Origin of the sequence: Flaviflexus huanghaiensis (assembly GCF_014118685.1) — a bacterium.
GTDB classification, from domain to species: Bacteria; Actinomycetota; Actinomycetes; order Actinomycetales; family Actinomycetaceae; genus Flaviflexus; species Flaviflexus huanghaiensis.
The window spans coordinates 122,952-139,621 of record NZ_JACFAK010000005.1 but is presented as its reverse complement, the minus strand read 5'-3'; the positions used below and the strand labels follow the sequence as shown (position 1 = coordinate 139,621).

General features: G+C 63.2%; 19 protein-coding genes. 4 read left to right on the top strand and 15 right to left on the bottom strand.

All coding sequences use genetic code 11. The features are described 5' to 3' along the window. Window positions 1-5: 5 nt before the first annotated feature. Entirely contained in the window at window positions 6-947 is a 942-nt protein-coding gene (gene iolC, locus H7E91_RS05420) for a 5-dehydro-2-deoxygluconokinase (RefSeq protein WP_338401743.1), read from the bottom strand. Window positions 948-1,118: 171 nt separating this feature from the next. Here iolC and H7E91_RS05415 point away from each other — a divergent pair, with 171 nt between their 5' ends. The 4 genes from H7E91_RS05415 to H7E91_RS05400 all read left to right on the top strand — a co-directional run bounded on the left by H7E91_RS05415 (window position 1,119) and on the right by H7E91_RS05400 (window position 4,978). Continuing rightward, window positions 1,119-1,883 (top strand): GntR family transcriptional regulator, encoded by a 765-nt coding sequence (locus tag H7E91_RS05415; RefSeq protein WP_182354078.1) that lies wholly within the window; start codon window positions 1,119-1,121, stop codon window positions 1,881-1,883. Between the two features lie 177 nt (window positions 1,884-2,060). Next, a complete protein-coding gene (gene iolG, locus H7E91_RS05410; protein WP_182354077.1) occupies window positions 2,061-3,041 on the top strand; it encodes an inositol 2-dehydrogenase in 981 nt (326 codons plus the stop codon). Between the two features lie 39 nt (window positions 3,042-3,080). Beyond that, window positions 3,081-3,950: a sugar phosphate isomerase/epimerase family protein gene (locus H7E91_RS05405; protein ID WP_182354076.1), complete on the top strand. Its 870-nt coding sequence runs from the start codon at window positions 3,081-3,083 to the stop codon at window positions 3,948-3,950. Between the two features lie 170 nt (window positions 3,951-4,120). Continuing rightward, the gene (locus H7E91_RS05400; RefSeq protein WP_182354075.1) at window positions 4,121-4,978 is read left to right on the top strand and encodes a class II fructose-bisphosphate aldolase; all 858 of its coding nucleotides are present in this window, start codon (window positions 4,121-4,123) and stop codon (window positions 4,976-4,978) included. A gap of 112 nt (window positions 4,979-5,090) precedes the next feature. Here H7E91_RS05400 and H7E91_RS05395 read toward each other — a convergent pair whose 3' ends face one another. The 14 genes from H7E91_RS05395 to H7E91_RS05330 form a co-directional block, all read right to left on the bottom strand. Continuing rightward, on the bottom strand, window positions 5,091-6,182 hold the full coding sequence (locus tag H7E91_RS05395; protein ID WP_182354074.1) for an NADH:flavin oxidoreductase/NADH oxidase: 1,092 nt from the start codon (window positions 6,180-6,182) through the stop codon (window positions 5,091-5,093). A gap of 103 nt (window positions 6,183-6,285) precedes the next feature. Continuing rightward, entirely contained in the window at window positions 6,286-7,098 is an 813-nt protein-coding gene (locus tag H7E91_RS05390) for an SGNH/GDSL hydrolase family protein (protein WP_182354073.1), read from the bottom strand. A 38-nt stretch (window positions 7,099-7,136) separates the two neighbouring features. Further along, complete coding sequence (locus tag H7E91_RS05385; protein WP_182354072.1) at window positions 7,137-7,928, bottom strand: TrmH family RNA methyltransferase; 792 nt, start codon at window positions 7,926-7,928, stop codon at window positions 7,137-7,139. Between the two features lie 55 nt (window positions 7,929-7,983). Continuing rightward, window positions 7,984-8,373: a 50S ribosomal protein L20 gene (rplT, locus tag H7E91_RS05380; protein WP_182354071.1), complete on the bottom strand. Its 390-nt coding sequence runs from the start codon at window positions 8,371-8,373 to the stop codon at window positions 7,984-7,986. Window positions 8,374-8,394: 21 nt separating this feature from the next. After that, complete coding sequence (gene rpmI / locus H7E91_RS05375; protein ID WP_182354070.1) at window positions 8,395-8,589, bottom strand: 50S ribosomal protein L35; 195 nt, start codon at window positions 8,587-8,589, stop codon at window positions 8,395-8,397. 50 nt (window positions 8,590-8,639) lie between these two features. Beyond that, a complete protein-coding gene (gene infC, locus H7E91_RS05370) occupies window positions 8,640-9,224 on the bottom strand; it encodes a translation initiation factor IF-3 (RefSeq protein ID WP_479682477.1) in 585 nt (194 codons plus the stop codon). A 228-nt stretch (window positions 9,225-9,452) separates the two neighbouring features. Then, window positions 9,453-10,217 (bottom strand): SseB family protein, encoded by a 765-nt coding sequence (locus H7E91_RS05365; protein WP_182354068.1) that lies wholly within the window; start codon window positions 10,215-10,217, stop codon window positions 9,453-9,455. Next, entirely contained in the window at window positions 10,217-10,948 is a 732-nt protein-coding gene (priA, locus tag H7E91_RS05360) for a bifunctional 1-(5-phosphoribosyl)-5-((5-phosphoribosylamino)methylideneamino)imidazole-4-carboxamide isomerase/phosphoribosylanthranilate isomerase PriA (protein WP_182354067.1), read from the bottom strand. The genes H7E91_RS05365 and priA overlap by 1 nt, the downstream gene beginning before the upstream one ends. Beyond that, entirely contained in the window at window positions 10,945-11,583 is a 639-nt protein-coding gene (hisH, locus tag H7E91_RS05355; RefSeq protein ID WP_182354066.1) for an imidazole glycerol phosphate synthase subunit HisH, read from the bottom strand. The genes priA and hisH overlap by 4 nt, the downstream gene beginning before the upstream one ends. Then, window positions 11,580-12,485: a hypothetical protein gene (locus tag H7E91_RS05350; RefSeq protein ID WP_182354065.1), complete on the bottom strand. Its 906-nt coding sequence runs from the start codon at window positions 12,483-12,485 to the stop codon at window positions 11,580-11,582. The genes hisH and H7E91_RS05350 overlap by 4 nt, the downstream gene beginning before the upstream one ends. Then, window positions 12,482-13,078, bottom strand: coding sequence for an imidazoleglycerol-phosphate dehydratase HisB (gene hisB, locus H7E91_RS05345; RefSeq protein ID WP_182354064.1), 597 nt, complete (start codon window positions 13,076-13,078; stop codon window positions 12,482-12,484). The genes H7E91_RS05350 and hisB overlap by 4 nt, the downstream gene beginning before the upstream one ends. Further along, window positions 13,075-14,184 (bottom strand): histidinol-phosphate transaminase, encoded by a 1,110-nt coding sequence (locus H7E91_RS05340; RefSeq protein ID WP_182354063.1) that lies wholly within the window; start codon window positions 14,182-14,184, stop codon window positions 13,075-13,077. The genes hisB and H7E91_RS05340 overlap by 4 nt, the downstream gene beginning before the upstream one ends. 77 nt (window positions 14,185-14,261) lie before the next feature. Continuing rightward, window positions 14,262-15,116, bottom strand: coding sequence for a universal stress protein (locus H7E91_RS12095; protein WP_182354062.1), 855 nt, complete (start codon window positions 15,114-15,116; stop codon window positions 14,262-14,264). 955 nt (window positions 15,117-16,071) lie between these two features. After that, window positions 16,072-16,650 carry a hypothetical protein gene (locus H7E91_RS05330; protein WP_182354061.1) on the bottom strand — a complete coding sequence of 193 codons (579 nt, stop codon included), beginning with the start codon at window positions 16,648-16,650 and terminating at the stop codon, window positions 16,072-16,074. Window positions 16,651-16,670: the final 20 nt, after the last annotated feature.

Below are 16,670 nucleotides of genomic sequence, written 5' to 3'. Positions count from 1 at the left end.
CGGCCTCAACGTCGGTTGTGGCCGATGAGGTCGAGGACCTCATTCTCGTAGGGCATGGCGGTCGAGCACTCAAGCCGCGACGCGACGATGGCGCCAGCGGCGGATGCGAACTCGATAGTGCGCGCCAGGTCCCAGCCCATGATGAGTCCGTGAGCCAGCGAACCACCGAAGGCGTCGCCCGCACCGAGTCCGTTCACGACGTCGACCGGCATGACGGGGATGTCGACCCGCTCATCGGCTGTCTTGGCGAGCGTGCCTCGTGGGCCTTGTTTGACGATGGCGAGGTCGATGCCGCGATCGAGCAGCGCATCGGCTGCTCGATCAGGCTCGCTCTCACCGACAGCGACCTCGCACTCCTCGAGGTTGCCGACAGCGACGTTGACGCGTTCAAGTACGGCGGAAATTTCGCGAGAGGCAGTTTCTGGACTCTCCCAGAACATGGGCCGATAGTCGAGATCGGCGATGGTCCATCGGGCGCCGCCACGCACCTTTAGCGCGTGGTGGTGGGCGGAACGCGACGGCTCTTCCGACAGTCCTGTACCGGAGATTAAGAAGACCTTCGCATCCCGCACCGCATGTTCTGGAATGTCGGCGGCCGTCAGTTGCAGGTCAGGCGCCGAGGGTTGACGGTAGAAATAGAGAGGGAAGTTATCCGGCGGAAAGATCTCGCAAAAGACGACGGGCGTGTTGAGGTCGGTGACGATGACGTACTCATCGGAAACCCCGAGCCGTCTCATGTCAGAACGGACGAAGCGTCCGAATGGATCGTTGCCGACGCCGGTGACGGTGGCCGCCGAGTGCCCTAACCGTGCAGCCGCGACCGCGACATTAGTCGGCGATCCGCCGAGGAATTTCCCGAAGGTTGTGACCTCTTCCAAGCCGAGGCCGGTCTGAAGGGGATAAATGTCCACCCCGCATCTGCCCATTGTGAGAACGTCAACGGTCACGGCGGCTCCTTACCTCGTCGACAGGGCACTTCCCATCATCTGCGACAGCTAATGTTTAGTCAATTGTCCGCACCGTTGCTCAGAGCACGGCAAATTGGCGCTTGACGGACTTTACAAAGCTCGCTCGTGTGTGCTTAATGTAACGTGAACCCGCCCCGCACACGAGGAAGCATGTCCATTGCGCCCGCCAGCTCTGATACCCCGTACGTTGCCGACATTGCACTGGACCGCAGCTCGGCGACGCCGCTGTATCAACAGATTGCCGCTCCCCTGACAAAGCTCATCATGTCAGGTGTCATTGAGCCGGGCCGTCTCATTGAGGATGAGGTGTCGCTCGCCCAACGGCTCACTGTGTCGCGCCCGACGGCACGACGCGCCCTCCAGGAGCTCGTGAGTAGCGGACTTCTCGTGCGCAGACGCGGGGTGGGCACGAGGGTGACACCCACGCACGTTCATCGCCAGATTGGCCTCACCTCGCTTAACGCAGACCTTGAGGCAGCGGGCTTTGTCACCCACACGGAGGTTCTCTCGTACCAGGTTCAACTTGCTGACGAAGGCCAGGCGGCGATGCTCGCATGCGATGTCGGCGACGAAGTCGTCACCATCGAGAGGTTGCGGTCAATCAACGACCGACCGCTCGGAATTATGCACAACACGATACCCGCAGCGGTCGCGCCAACCCTCACGGAGCTGTCGCGTAAGGGTTTGTACGCCTGCCTGTCGGAGCGCGGGGTCAAGCTGTCGACCGGGGCGCAGACAATCGGGGCTCGGGTCGCTAACCACCGGGAAGCGACGTTGCTTGGCATCGAGACCGGAGCGGCGCTCCTCACGATTGAGCGCACGGCTTACAGCGTCTCCGGCGAGGTCGTTGAGTTCGGTAAGCACGTGTACGACGCCTCCCAGTACAACATCACCATCCCACTCGTCGCGGACTAACACCTCCGGACCTGCCGAGCGTCCTGACCCCGTATTTGTTAGAACAAATGATTGACCGGGTGGACCGGTCGATCTAACGTGGAGACGTGGCCGGACATCACGATGTGGCACGTACGCGTGCGGGCCGCGCGCGCCTATGCTTATCGTGTCCCACCGTCGAGAGAATTGGCTAATGACGTGATCAAGATTGGCATCATCGGAGCCGGCCGCATCGCCCACGTACATGCGAGGTCGGTGCTGCATCATCCGAATACGGAGCTCGCCGCGGTTATGGAGCCGTCGCTCTCGTCCGCAACGGCGTTCACCCAGGCCTACGGGGGCCGACCGACAGAATCAATCGACGACCTGCTCGACGAGGTCGATGCCGTCATCGTGTGTTCCCCCACCGCGTACCACCCCGAGCATATTGTCGCGGCCGCCCGCCGAGGCAGGCCGGTGCTATGCGAGAAGCCGGTCGCCGCTGATCTTGGTCACGTCGACGCGCTCGAAGCGGAGCTCGCCGGGCTCGACGCGACGGTCATGATCGGCTTCAACCGGAGATTCGACCCGTCCTTCGCTCGTCTTCACCATCTCGTCGAGGCCGGAGTCATCGGCGACGTCGAGCAGGTCACGATCATTTCTCGTGACCCTGCCCCGCCCCCCATGGATTACATCCCGACATCGGGTGGGATCTTCAAGGATATGACGATCCACGACTTTGACATGGCGCGCCACTTCCTCGGCGACATCGTTTCCGTCGTCGCTATCGGCCAGAACCTTGACCCGGCGCTTGAGCAGACGGGCGACTTCGATGGCGCCATCGTCACCCTCGTGAACTCCGAGGGCCGGACAGCGACGATCACGAACTCGAGGCACTGTGCCGCTGGCTATGACCAGCGCCTTGAGGTTTTTGGGAGCAACGGTACCCTCAACGCCGACAACGTGCGCCCGACAACCGTACGGGTGTCGACGGCGGACTCGACCGACGCTCAGGACCCCTATCTCGATTTCTTCCTCAGCCGCTACGAAGACGCCTATAGGCGTGAGCTTGATGAGTTTCTGCTGGCATTGGCTGAAGGCCGCACACCGGACCCGACGATTGAGGACGGTCGGCGGGCCCTCGAGATTGCAGAGGCAGCCGACAGGTCAGCGCGAACCGGTACCATCATCTCGCTCTGATCTTGACACTGTGACAGCCCCAGCTCGCAAGGAGACGACATGAACATCGCAGGAGCCCCAATCACGTGGGGGGTATGCGAGGTACCCGCATGGGGCCACCAGATGTCGCCTGACCGGGTTCTGTCAGAGATGCGGCAGATCGGTCTCACCGCAACCGAGTTCGGACCACCCGGTTGGTTGCCGTCCGAACCCGAAAAGCGGGCTGAGATTATTGCCCGGCACGATCTCGAAGCGGTCGGCTCCTTCTTCCTCGCGATCATGCACGACCCGGATAGTGACCCCGTACCCGATGTTGAGAAGGAACTCGATGCCTTCGAGGTTGCGGGCGGATCGTGTCTCGTGCTCGCCGCGGATTCCGGCAGGACCAACTATGACGATCGCCCGGTTCTCGATGAGGCGGGATGGTCAACGTTGGTGAAAAATATCGACCGGATCGCTCACGCATGTGAGCGGCGCGGTGTCGATGCCTGCATCCACCCGCACTGGGGCACGATGGTGCAGAACGTCGATGAGGTCCGCAGGGTCCTCGACAATACGTCCGTTGGGCTGTGCCTCGACACTGGACACCTCACGTGCGGCGGAGCCGATGTCGTCGCGCTGACGAGGACGTACGCCGACCGGGTCTCCATCGTTCACGCCAAGGACGTCGACACATCGATTGCCAACCGGCTCATCGCGGGCGAGCTCACGTGGGGCGAGGCCGTCAGGGCTGGCATGTTCGCCCCTGTCGGCCAGGGCGATGTCGACTTCGCAGCGATCGTCGCGACGCTCGACGCAGCTGGTTTCAGCGGATATTACGTCCTCGAACAAGACATCATGCTTACCCGGGAGCCCGCGGCACGTGAGGGACCCATCGCAAACGCACGAGCATCCCTCGAAGCCCTGCGTGCATTCGATATCCCGCGCTGACATTCGCCGTCGATCGGTCCTCACGCCCCGCGCCCCAGCCCGACACGACCGATCGCGGGCGCGGTGCCCACCCCCGCACATTCGGGACCGACCTCCCAGTCGGCCTCGAAGAACCGGCATAGACTGATCCGAGTGGCGGCGCCGTAGCCGCCGAATGCAAAGGAGCCACCATGCTGATCAGCCTCAAGGAAGCCCTCGACTACGCTGAGAGGAACAATTGCGGCATCGCCGCCATCAACACGCCGACCTACGAGATGCTGTTGGCGACGGTGCGAGTGGCTGAGCGACGACAGGTTCCCGTCATCATTCAGCACGCCGAGGTCCATGAGGTGATCAACGCGATCGAGGACATCGGCCCTGTGATGGTCGACCTTGCACAGCGCTCGAGTGCTCCCCTCGTCGTCCACGTCGACCACGGGGAGACCTTCGATTACGTCAAGCGCGGCTTCGACGTTGGCTTCAACTCGGCGATGATCGACGCCTCCCGCATGCCCTACGAAGACAACCTCAAGGTCACTCGGGACGTTGTCGCTCTCGCGAACGAATACGGCTACGGGGTCGAGGCCGAGCTCGGTGTCATGCCGGGCCGCGAGGACGGGTCCGAGGCCACGTCATCGGATCCGAGCATGATGTACACCGACCCGCAGATGGCGGAGGAGTTTGTCCGGGCCTCGGGCGTGACTGCACTTGCCTGCTCGTTTGGCACTGTCCACGGCCTCTATAAGGCCGAACCCCACCTCAACTTCGACCTCATCACTGAGCTCCGGGAACGCACGGGCGTGCCGATTGTCATGCACGGCGGGTCCGGCCTGAGCGAAGCAGAATACATCGAGTGCATCCGACGCGGCGTTCGGAAGATTAACTACTACACGTACGCCGATAAGGCGGCACTCGAAGCCGTGCAACAACTCCTCGAGCAGACGCCCGACACGTATACGTTCTCGCCACTGACGGTCGCGGCAACGAGGGCAGTGGAAGAGAACATCGAGCAACTCGTCGACGTCCTGTACCGCGGCGCCGCCAACTAGTCCGTGCTCAGGCACGCGCTGCCTGAGCCACAGCACGACAAGCTGACATGGCGAGGGGTGGGAGCGTTGACATGCTCCCACCCCTCGCCTCATGCCTCGCGCGACCTGAGAGTTAGCTGCGAAGAAGGCCGCGATGGTAGGGCTGGGCGACGTCCGGTTTCTCACGAAGCCGGGTACGCCACGCCTGCAGCACATACGGGTCTGAGAGGAGAATCCTGCCGAGCATGGCAACGTCTGCGCTCTCGCGGATAATCTGCTCGGCCTGGACAGCTTCAGTAATAAGGCCAACAGCGCTGCGGGGTACCCCAGCCTCGGCGAGGTCCCGAGCGAAGCGAACCTGATATCCGGGGCCCGCTGGAACCTTGATGTCGGGAATGTTGCCGCCAGAGGACACATCGACGAAGTCGAGTCCGAGCTTCTTCGCCTCACGAACGAAGGAGACGGTGTCCGCCACGGACCATCCGGTCCTCTCATCACCGACAAACTCACACCAGTCGGTCGCTGACACGCGGATTGCGAGAGCCCCCGGGACGTGCGGTCGCACCGCCCGGATCACCTCAAGGGGGAAAGCCGTCCGATTCTCGCCGCCCCAGCGGTCCGTGCGAGTATTCGACAGTGGCGACATGAACTGGTGCAGGAGGTATCCGTGGGCACCGTGCAGTTCGATGATCTCGAAGCCCGCCTCAACGGCCCTTTGCGCGGCCTGTGCGAAGGCCTCGATGACACCCTCAATCTCATCTCCGGTCAGCTCACGGGGGTCTTCATACAGGCCGGAGAATGGGATCGCCGATGGTGCGACCGGCTGCCAGCCGATGTCGGAGGATGCCGGATAGAGGAGAGCCGGCTCATCCCACGGGCGTGGGCCCGACGCCTTGCGTCCCGCATGACCAAGCTGCATACCGGGTACCGCGCCGGTCGACCGGATGAGGTCGGCGAGGCGAGTGAAGGACGGGATCTGATCATCGCTATGGAGAGACAGGTCGAACGGGGAGATTCTGCCGTCGGCCGTGACGGCGGTCGCTTCGACGATAACGGCGCCGACTCCGCCCCAGCCGCGAGACGCGTAGTGAACACCATGCCAGTCATGGGGCCTACCCATCTCTGCCCCGGATGGTTCTGCCGAGTACTGGCACATCGGCGACATCCACGCCCGGTTGCGAACAGTCACCCCACCGACTGTGATGGGGCTGAAGAGCTGCGACACTGAGTCTCCTTACGTGTGATCGTCAGGCGAGGTGGCCTGACCGCGAGAGCCCGGCTGTTCGCCGGGCATGAACCCGCCACGTGACAATGCGTGGGCGGGGAGCTTAAGCCCAGGGTTGGAACGCGGCAACGTCGGCCACATCAACCGTGGGGAGATCCATGATGGGAGCGATCGTGTCCACCCACAGCTGAGCCCAGTGCTGATAAGCGTGTGTGTTGGGGTGGAAGAAATCCGAGGAGTGGTAGCTGAAGAGGTACGACGACAGCGAAAGCCCGGACGTGAAGTTTTCAAGTGGAACGAGGTAGTGGCCGTCACGATCGGCATAGATTCTCATGAGCTCGGAGATCTCTCGCGCCCTGCGTCCGTGCGGCGTCGGCCCAAAACTGGGGACGTCCGCGATGTAGGTGCCGCGGGGCAGGGCTGACGTCAGCGACTCGACGAATTCCGCCATTGTCGGGCTGTCGAGACGATAGCTCACGTCATTGCCGCCCACCTCGCACGTGACGATGTCGGGAACGATGTCGTCGTGGCGCTCGAGGCCCTTGAGGGACATGAGCTGATGGGTGAGAACGGACGGGATAACGGCGCCGGAGACGGACAGGTTGATGAGAGCGACGTCGCGTCCTGTCATGTCCTCCAATGCGGCAGCGAGCCGCGGAACATATCCGTCGACCACCGATGTCGCGCCAAGGCTCTGGGCGGCGGAGTCGCCGAGTGCGACATAGATGAGGGGGTCGGGCAGGCCCGCCCGCCTATTGCGCTCCAGCTTCGCGATGACGGCAAGGTTCGAGCGCTCCCAGAAGCGGGCGTAGGGGCGGCGCTGGTCGGACACCTTTCGAGCCCGGCGGGCCAGCATCTGCGAGCCGGCGAAGAGCGCACCGGCGCCCCACAGTGCAACGTGTGCTCGTCTCGCCATCAGTGCCCCTTCATTCTGCTGTCAAGAGTAGTTCACGACTACGCCGACTGCGCGAACACGCTCGCGTACAGACACACCGCCGCTGCGGCGGACACGTTGAGAGACTCAGATCTGCCCGGAATCGGGATCGCGACGCTCTCGTCGGCTCGTGTGAGAAGGTCAGGGGCGAGGCCGCGAGCCTCGTTACCAAACACCCATAGAGTCGGTCTGCCAAGATCGAGACCGGTCCCCCCAAGCGTTTTGTCGCCGTTCCCATCAGCGGCAAGGACCTGCAGTCCGCGCTTCTTCGCGTGAGCGATCACGGTGCGTGGATCGGCGCTTCCCACAATCGGCAGATGATAGGTCGAGCCCGCCGCCGACCGGATGACCTTTGGTGAGGCGGGGTCGGCAGATCCTGAGCCGAAGAAGACTCCTGCGGCGCCCGCAGCATCGGCCGTGCGTATGAGAGTGCCGGCGTTGCCCGGGTCCTGCATCTCGACCGCGAGCACAGCAATCATCGCGTCCGTGAGAACGTCCTCGATCGATGGCGTGGGGGCGGTGTTGAGAACGACAAGGACGCCCTGACTGTCTCCCGTAATCTGACCCAGCACGCGGCTGGGGAGCACGTGAGTCCAGTGCGATTCCGCCAACCTTGCAAGGTCTGGATGGCGGTCGAGGGCTTCCTCTGTCATGAGGACGTCACGCACGCGATCTCCCGCCCATGTGAGGGCCTCGCGAGCTGCCTGCGGACCCTCGGCGATCTCCTGCGAGTAGGTGGCTCGGTTCTTCGCCTGGTAAAGGCCCTGGATCTTGACGAGCTGGCCTGAGAGCGTGTCGTGGTATCTGCGCATAATTGCTCTAGATATGACGGAGGGGCCAGCTCATGCGGGCCCCTCTCGTGCAATCTCAGGCTACTTCGCTCCTCGGTGCGTTGACATCCTCGGGAAGCGCGGCTTTCGCGGTGTCGACGAGCGCCTTGAAGGCTGACGGCTCGTTGACGGCGAGTTCGGCGAGCATGCGACGATCAACCTCAACCTCGGCGAGCTTGAGGCCCTGCATGAACCGGTTGTACGTCATTCCCTCGGCGCGGGCCGCTGCGTTGATGCGGGTGATCCACAGCTTGCGGAACTCGTTCTTACGGACCTTGCGGTCACGGTAGTTGTAGACGAACGAGTGGGTGACCTGCTCCTTCGCCTTGCGGTACAGGCGCGAGCGCTGGCCGCGGTAACCGCTGGCCTGCTCGAGAACGGTGCGACGCTTCTTGTGTGCGTTAACTGCGCGCTTGACACGTGCCATGATCTGCTTCTCCTTTGTGGCCTAGAGGCCGAGCATCTTCTTGACGTTTTTGGCGTCTGCCGGGCTGACGAGCTGGTCCTTCGACAGACGGCGCGTGCGACGCGACGACTTGTGCTCGAGGAGGTGGCGCTTGCCGGCCCTCTCGCGCATGATCTTGCCTGATCCAGTCACGCGGAAGCGCTTCTTGGCCCCGGAGTGCGGCTTCATTTTAGGCATGGATATTTCCTCTTTCGTTGGCCGCGGGACTGACCCGCGGGCGGGGAGTGCTACTCCGACTTCTGGGCCCGACGCGCTTCGCGCTCCGCTTCGCGGCGGCGACGCTGGTCGGACTTGGCCTCGGACTTCTTCTTGATCGGCGCGATGACCATCACCATGTTCCTGCCATCTTGGCGGGGATGTGATTCGACGGTGCCGAGTTCTGCCAGATCGTCGGCCATTCTCTGCAGGAGCTTGACTCCCATTTCGGGTCGGGACTGTTCGCGTCCACGGAACTGAATCATCACCTTGACTTTGTCGCCACCGTTGAGGAACCGCTCTGCGTGGCCCTTCTTGGTCTCGTAGTCATGGGTGTCGATCTTGAGGCGAAGCCTGATCTCCTTCAGCTGCGTATTCACCTGGTTACGACGTGCGTCACGGGCCTTCATTGCGGCCTCGTACTTGTATTTGCCGTAGTCCATGAGTTTGGCAACTGGCGGTTCAGAGTTCGGTGCAACCTCGACGAGGTCAAGATTGGCTTCTTGCGCCAGGCGAAGTGCGTCTTCTACGCGGACTACGCCGACCTGCTCGCCGGCGGGGCCGACAAGACGTACCTTGGGCACCCGAATCCGCTCATTGACTCTTGGTTCGTTGATAATTGCTCCTCTATATCTCGACGTGTACGCGCACGGAGCAGAGGGGTCACGGGCATCATGCACCTGCCCACTGTGACTCTCATAACCCGGTACCGTAGGCACCCAGGTGGGATCTCTCCGCTTGCGTCCCGGTCCGTTGACCGGTCGGTCGCCAAAGAGTCTATCAGACGACGTGGCATCTACCTCTGTGCGATGCATAACCGCCCACAACCGTACCAGTGGCGTTCATTACGTGGCGACCCTTGCCGGTACGAGTTCGACGGAATCGAGCCGGTGCGTAAGCTCATCGACACCGCCAAGCCTGCTACTCGCCTCACCCAAGGCTGCGGCGACCGCCTCGCGGCTCGCCTCGCCGTCGACTGCGAGGACGATCGCGGTCTCGGCGTTGCGGCCCGGAGTGATCTGCAGGCCCTTGAGGCCATCAATACCCGCGAGTGCACGCGCTACGACGGTCGGCAACTCCTCGTCCCGCCACGGCGGGGTCCACGACGCGCCCGTCGCGAGGGCGCTGACGGCGGGCCGGCCCAGCAGCATGGGACGGTCGGAGGCTGGGTCGAGCACAAGGAGACCATCCGCCTCGGCCACGGCCGCGATCGCGGCATTCTGCGTGTGGACGGGCACGGGCCTTGCCTTCGGGTTCCAGCGCATGAGCGCCTCAACCGAGGAGAAGATCGGCATAGCCGCCCGCCCGTCAGGAGCTTCGACCGCGAGCATCGCGGCCGCCTTGCACGGATCCTTGTCGGCCGACGCGTGGCTCGCCACTCCCCCGTCGTCCGTTCGGCCCGGATGCTCGTGGGCAAGGACGGGAACAATGACGCGAGCGTTCGGCAGAACCTCGACGATTGCTTCAAGCCGAGACGCGAACTCACGGAGCTCGAGTGCCTCAGCCAGTTGCGGGTCAACCCGGCCGTCGTCGCCCGCGAACGGGTTCGGTTGCAGCTTGTCGACCGCGTTCCCGCCGGTTAGCTTCCCCTGAAGATCATGACCACCCATCACTGCTCACCCGCCACCTCGATGGCCTCGGGCAGTGTGAAGGCCCCTGCGTACAGGGCTTTGCCAACAATCGCGCCTTCCACACCCTCGTCCGTGAGTGCACGCAACGCCCTCAGGTCAGCAAGCGAAGACACACCTCCGGACGCAATGACGGGTGCATCGGTGCGGGAGCAGACTTCGCGAAGTAGCGTCGTGTTCGGACCCTCCATGGTGCCGTCCTTCTTCACATCAGTGACGACATACCGTGCACAGCCGGCTTCGTTGAGTCGCTCGAGAACCTGGAAAAGGTCCCCACCATCCCGAGTCCACCCACGTGCTGAGAGAGTGTGTCCGCGGACGTCGAGCCCGACGGCGATCTGATCCCCATAGTCCTTGATGACACGCTCGGTCCACTCCGGATCCTCCAGAGCGGCCGTGCCCAGGTTGACGCGGGTTGCGCCGGCCGCCAGAGCAGCCTTGAGGCTCTCGTCGTCGCGGATGCCGCCCGACAGCTCGATGCGGACGGGGCTGTCGGCAACAATCTCGCGAATAAGGGCGCGGTTGTCGCCACGACCGAAGGCCGCGTCAAGGTCGACGAGGTGAATGAAGGTTGCTCCACCTGCAATCCAGTCCTGCGCGACCTCCCGTGGCTCGCCATATCCGGTTTCAGTCCCGGCCTCCCCGCGCAGGAGCCGAACGGCTTTCCCGTCGACAACGTCAATGGCGGGCAGGAGCTGGAGTGGTGTCGTCATGACTGTCCTTTAATCGTCGAGAGCCAGTTGCGTAGCAGGGTAATTCCTGCGCGACCGGACTTCTCCGGGTGGAATTGTGTTGCGGAAAGAGGGCCTTGTTCGATGGCGGCGACGAAGCGGCTGCCATGGTCAGACCAGGAGACTAGGGGCGGGGAGAAGATCGGGTCCGCGTCAGCTGCAGGGTCGGTGTGGACCGCGTAGGAATGAACGAAATAAAACCGTTCATCTTCGATCCCGCGGAAGAGGGCCGAACCCGTCGGGGCTGCGACGGTCGACCACCCCATGTGCGGAATGATCGGCGAGTCGAGCCGCGTCACGCGGCCAGGAAACTGATCAAGGCCGGGCTTCGTGCTACCGAATTCGTCGGAAGCTTCGAACAGAACCTGTAGGCCGACGCAGATGCCAAGAACAGGCTGACCGCCCGCGATGCGGCGCTCAATGAGCCGATCGCCACGTAGCGCGCGAAGACGGTCGACGACGGTGTCGAATGCGCCAACACCAGGCACGACGAGCCCGTCGGCCGCCATCACCTTTTTCGGGTCGGCGGTGAGCTCAACGTCGGCACCTGCTTCGACCAGTGCTCGAACGGCAGAGTGGACGTTGCCGGAGCCATAGTCGAGGACGACAACCTTCACGAAGAGTCCTTGCCGAAGAAGCGGCGGGGCCTGCGAGGGGGCAGGGGCTTGCCAGGGTCCTTCGCACCGCCTGCGAGCCGCTCGATAGCGGACGTGTCGATGCTGCCGGAACGGATCGCACCCGGTACATCCTCCGGCGACGCGTCTCCCAGCAGGAGATCTTCGAGGATCGGCTCACCGGTGGCCACAATGAGGCCAGCAGGAGTGTCGGCCGTGAAGCCGGTCGAGTCGACAACCTGCGCGGTAACGAGCCCGGACACCCCGATTTCGTTACCAACATCTTCGCCAAGCTCCGACGTGAGAACGAGAACTCCGGCACGCGACAGCTTTGCGAGCATTCTCGCTACCCCGTCCCGGTCGTCAGCGGACAGGCTGGCGCCTTTCCCCGTCGGGCTCTCGTCGCCGTCACCGCCCGCTGGCTCATCTACTTGCGGCTCTCGCGTTTCGGTTGGCGTCGAAGCGTCTGTCACGTCATCGAGTGTGGGGACAGAGGACACGGACTCATCCCCGAAGAGGGACGAGAGCTTCTCGCTGTCGAACAGCGATGGTGCATTGTCATCGTCGAAGAGCGACGTCTGGCCGGGAGCAGGGTCGAGGTCAGAGCCCTCGCTCCTCTCCGGGTCCGTGTCAGCCTCCGTCGGGTCGAGGTGCGCACTTACCCCTCCGTCCGGCGCGGTGTTGACAGCCTCGGGCGTGTCAGCATCGTCCGCTGGGCGGCTGCCGAGCAGTTCCGATATATCCCAGTCATCGAAGACGGGCACAGGCAGGTCATGGACGACCATGGCACCTTGCGCTGAAGGTATGACCCACACGTCCAAGCCGTTCATCTTGCAAAAACCAGCAAGGACATCGACCTTCTTGAAGGGGGTGACGATGACGTACCGGCGGGAGTTTTCACTCATAGGGAGCCTTTCGTCGACGGGACCGTGCTGACCCGAGGATCCGGCTCGACCGCCGTGCGCAGAGCTCGTGCGAAGGCCTTGAACTGCGCTTCGACGATGTGGTGCGGGTCGCGGCCGCGGATCACGTCAATGTGCATGCAGATGCCGGCGTGGAACGCGATGGATTCGAAAACGTGGCGGGTCATCGAACCTGTGAAGTGACCGCCGATGAGGTGATACTCCTGGCCTGCCGGCTCCCCATCGTGAACGAGGTAGGGACGCCCGGAAATGTCGACGACTGCCCTCGCGAGCGCCTCATCGAGCGGTACAAGCGCGTCACCGAAGCGGCGGATGCCGCGCTTGTCAGCGAGTGCCTCGCGGAGAGCCTCACCGAAGCAAATAGCGGTGTCTTCGACGGTGTGGTGAACATCGACTTCGATGTCGCCGCGAGCGTGGACGTCGAGGTTGATGAGAGAGTGTCGCGACAGTGCCGTGAGCATGTGGTCGTAGAAGGGCACGCCAGTGTCGATCGTCGACGTGCCGTCACCATCTAAGTCGAGAGTGAGGGTGATCGTCGATTCGCTCGTCTGACGGTTGATTGTTGCCGTTCTCATCTCATTGCCTCTTCCAGTGCGTTGAAGAACGCCTCATTCTCGTCGGGTGTTCCCACCGATACCCGGAGCCAGCCGGCGGGGCCAACCTCGCGGATAAGGACGCCGCGCTCGAGAACTCTCGAGAAGATCTCGCTCCGATCCGGGAACGTCCCGAACATGACGAAGTTGGCGTCCGTCGGCGCTGTCTCTAAGCCTAGCGAATGTAGTCGCTGAACGATCATATCTCTGCCGTCCCGAAGCGCTGCGATCTGTGCCAGCTGGATCGTCGAGTGCCGCAACGCCGCCCGCGCCGCCGCCTGGGTCACTGCAGACAGGTGGTAGGGCAACCGGACGATTCGAAGCTGGTCGATGAGTGCCTGTGCCGCACCGAGGTAGCCAAGGCGTAGGCCTGCCGCACCAAACGCCTTCGACATTGTCCGCGACACGGCGAGGTTGTCATGATCGGCAAGCAACTCAAGCGCCGAGGGCACGCCGTCCCTGCGGAATTCGCCGTAGGCTTCGTCAATGACGACGAGGCAGTCTGAACCAGCCGCATCGGAGGGTCCATTGCCACGCGCGGCTTCGAGGACAGCCGTCAGCTCATGGGTCGACAGCGCTGTGCCCGTCGGGTTATTGGGGCTCGCGAGGAGAATGACGGCGGGGCGGACACGGGCGAGCTCACGGGGCAACGCGTCGAGATCGAGGGAGAAATCGTCCTTTCGCGGCAAAGTTTCCCACTGGGAGAAGGTGTCCCTCGCATACTCCACATACATCGAGTACGTCGGGGTGAACGACATGACGGTCCGGCCAGGACCAGCAAACGCCAACAAGATGTGGAGCATGACCTCGTTTGACCCGTTTGCCGCCCACACCTGTTGAGGGTCGAGGCGCACGCCTGACTCCGCTGCCAGGTAGTCGGCGAGATCTGCTCTCAGCGCCGTAAAGTCCCGATCGGGATAGCGATTGAGGGTTCTCGATGCGTCGGCAACAGCTGCGGCGATGTCGGCGATCATCTCCTCGCTCGGCGAATACGGGTTCTCATTGACGTTGAGCGTCACGGGCACATCGAGCTGAGGAGCACCGTACGGTTCAAGGCCAGCAAGGGCAGGGCGGTAAGGAATGGTCACCGGTACATTCTACGAGACGCCCGCGCCGCCCGACACCGGCGTCCAGACAGGCCGCGCCTCGAAGAAGCGGGACTCCGTCAGCGGGCAACGAGGACAGTGGGCGCGTGATGAAGGACGGCGAGAGCAACCGAGCCAAGAGTCCTTTCCTGCAGGCTCTGACCATTCGGTGCGATGACAATGAGGCGAGACATGCGGGACGCGTCGATGAGCGAGTCCGTGGCGTGCGCTTGGATGTGGACGAAGCTGGCGGTCACGTCCGGGTGCTGAAGCGCGACCTCATCAAACTGCTTCTGAGTGTCCCCGACCGAGTTCTTAATCTCGCCCCGCAACCACTCTTTGTGTTCACCTTCCAGCATGTTGCACAGTCCGGCCGCCTCGTGCTGGTGTGCCCGCAAAGCGCGAAGCGATGTGCCCTCGGCCGCTGCCACCTTGAGCCCGCATTCCAGCGCCCGCAGGGACGTCTCTTCGGGGGCCAGCCCGACCGTTACGGGACCATCGGGATTGAACTCGCCAGACCTCATGACGAAGACCGGACAGTAGGCAAGGGTGGCGACCTTCGTCGCCACTGAGCCAACTCGCATGTGGTGCATCGCGCCTTGGCCTCGGGCGCCGACGACGATCGCGGTCGCATTCTTTGACGCCTCGATGAGAACCGCAGACGGGTCGCCGACGCGCCACCCGAGTTCGATCGACACGTCGTGGTAACGGTCGCGGACCGCGTCTTCTGAGTCGGACAGGATGGTCTCTAGCCGCTCAATCTCGTCGGCGGTCGGCTCGGGATCGAACGACGTGATCGCGAAAAGGGGCGAATGGGCGGTGATGATGAGCAGGGGAAGCGAATGGGTCCGTGCTATCCGGGCTGCCTCAAGAACCGCGTATCGTGCGCGGATCGAACCGTCAGTGCCGACGACAATGGGAAGATCATCTGCCACGGCCACTACTGTAGCGGATGACCCGGTGTGAGTCCGAGGTCGTTTTCTGACCGGACGGCGTGGCACGATCACGTCATGTCGGCCCTCGATATTCTGCCCGGGCGGTTATCCGCCCTCATTTCCGCGATCCTGTCGTCGCGTGGACCTGTGCAGATCGTTCTCGACTCCGAGATTCCATTTCAGATCATGGCCGAGGTATGCCGGGAATGCTCCGCACCACTGTCGCCGGCCGTGCCCGGTCAGCACCAGGCCGCGGCGCACGATGTCGAGACAGGGGCGAGCCGGGGATTCCTCACGACCACGCGCGAACCGCTTCATCATGCGGCCACCATCATTCCCTTCGACACCCTCACACCTGAGAAGAATCCCGTACGAGAGGCCCGAATTCGGGCCGTGCTCAACGAGCGCTGGCGCGCTGGCGTTGACCTGCCCTCTCATGCCGCGTGGCCCTCCGGCCTCCGCCTTCCCGCAGGGTCCAGGCTTCTGCCGGGAAAGGCCCTGGCTGATCGGCGTGACATCGGCTTGGGGGAAGCAGTCGACACATGCCTCGACGGGCCGGACAGAGGCTTACCTGTCGAGCTACGCCCTCCATGCGCCGATGTCATCGGCGCCTGGCACCAGCTTCGTGGACGCACGCAGATCGGGGCTATCGTCGCGGCTCCAGAGCCGAGCCACCCTGTCCTGGCGGTTCACACGGCGCGAGGTCTTGCCAGGTTATTGAACGTAGAATATGCCGGCGAGCTGACCGGCATTGAGCCAGTGGTCGGTCCGGAGGAATCGTCATCGCGCGTGAAGAGGCTTGCCGCACAGCTGAGGCTCGACCCGGCGCTCGTTGACGTGGGGCAGATAGCGGGCAGACACGTCCTACTTGTCGGGCTGACCTGGAGCGAGGGGTGGACGATGACGGTCTCGGGTCAACTTCTCCTAAGCGCAGGCGCGCTATCGGTGCGCCCGTTTACTCTTGGTATCGATACTCGACGGTCACACCGTCGATCACGGTGCCGAAGCGATCAGGGCCAGCGTCCGCCGCGTACTGTGATCTCGCGAGGACGACGAGACCCGTCTCCTCTTCGTTGAGCTCGGCCCCGTAGTACTCATCGCACCCGTACGCGGTGACAAACGAATACGCCACCTGGTCTGGTTTGGCGTCCGTGGGCATGAGCCTGACGTCTGCGGCGACATCGTACTCGCCGAGAAGGGCGACAATCCCGCCGGACTTCGCGGGGGAAGATACCCAGACAACCAGCTCGCCTTCGAGCGCACTAAATCCTTCATAGATCGATGCGAAGTTTTGCTCAACGTCAAGGAGGCCAAATTCGCGGTTGTCCTCGCCGAGGTACCACCTGTAGGCCTCGTGCCACGTCATCTCGAAGTCGTCCATCAACTCCTCGACGTGATTCTCCACGGCAGACGGCGCTTCCGAGCGGGTCGGTACCGCCACGCTGAAGATGACATCGTCAAGATAGGAGGGTTCGACAAAATCGCCGCCGCCGCCAATTCCTACGAGCGCCGCAACCATCAATCCTGTCAGCACAGCTTCCTCTTCGGGTTAGG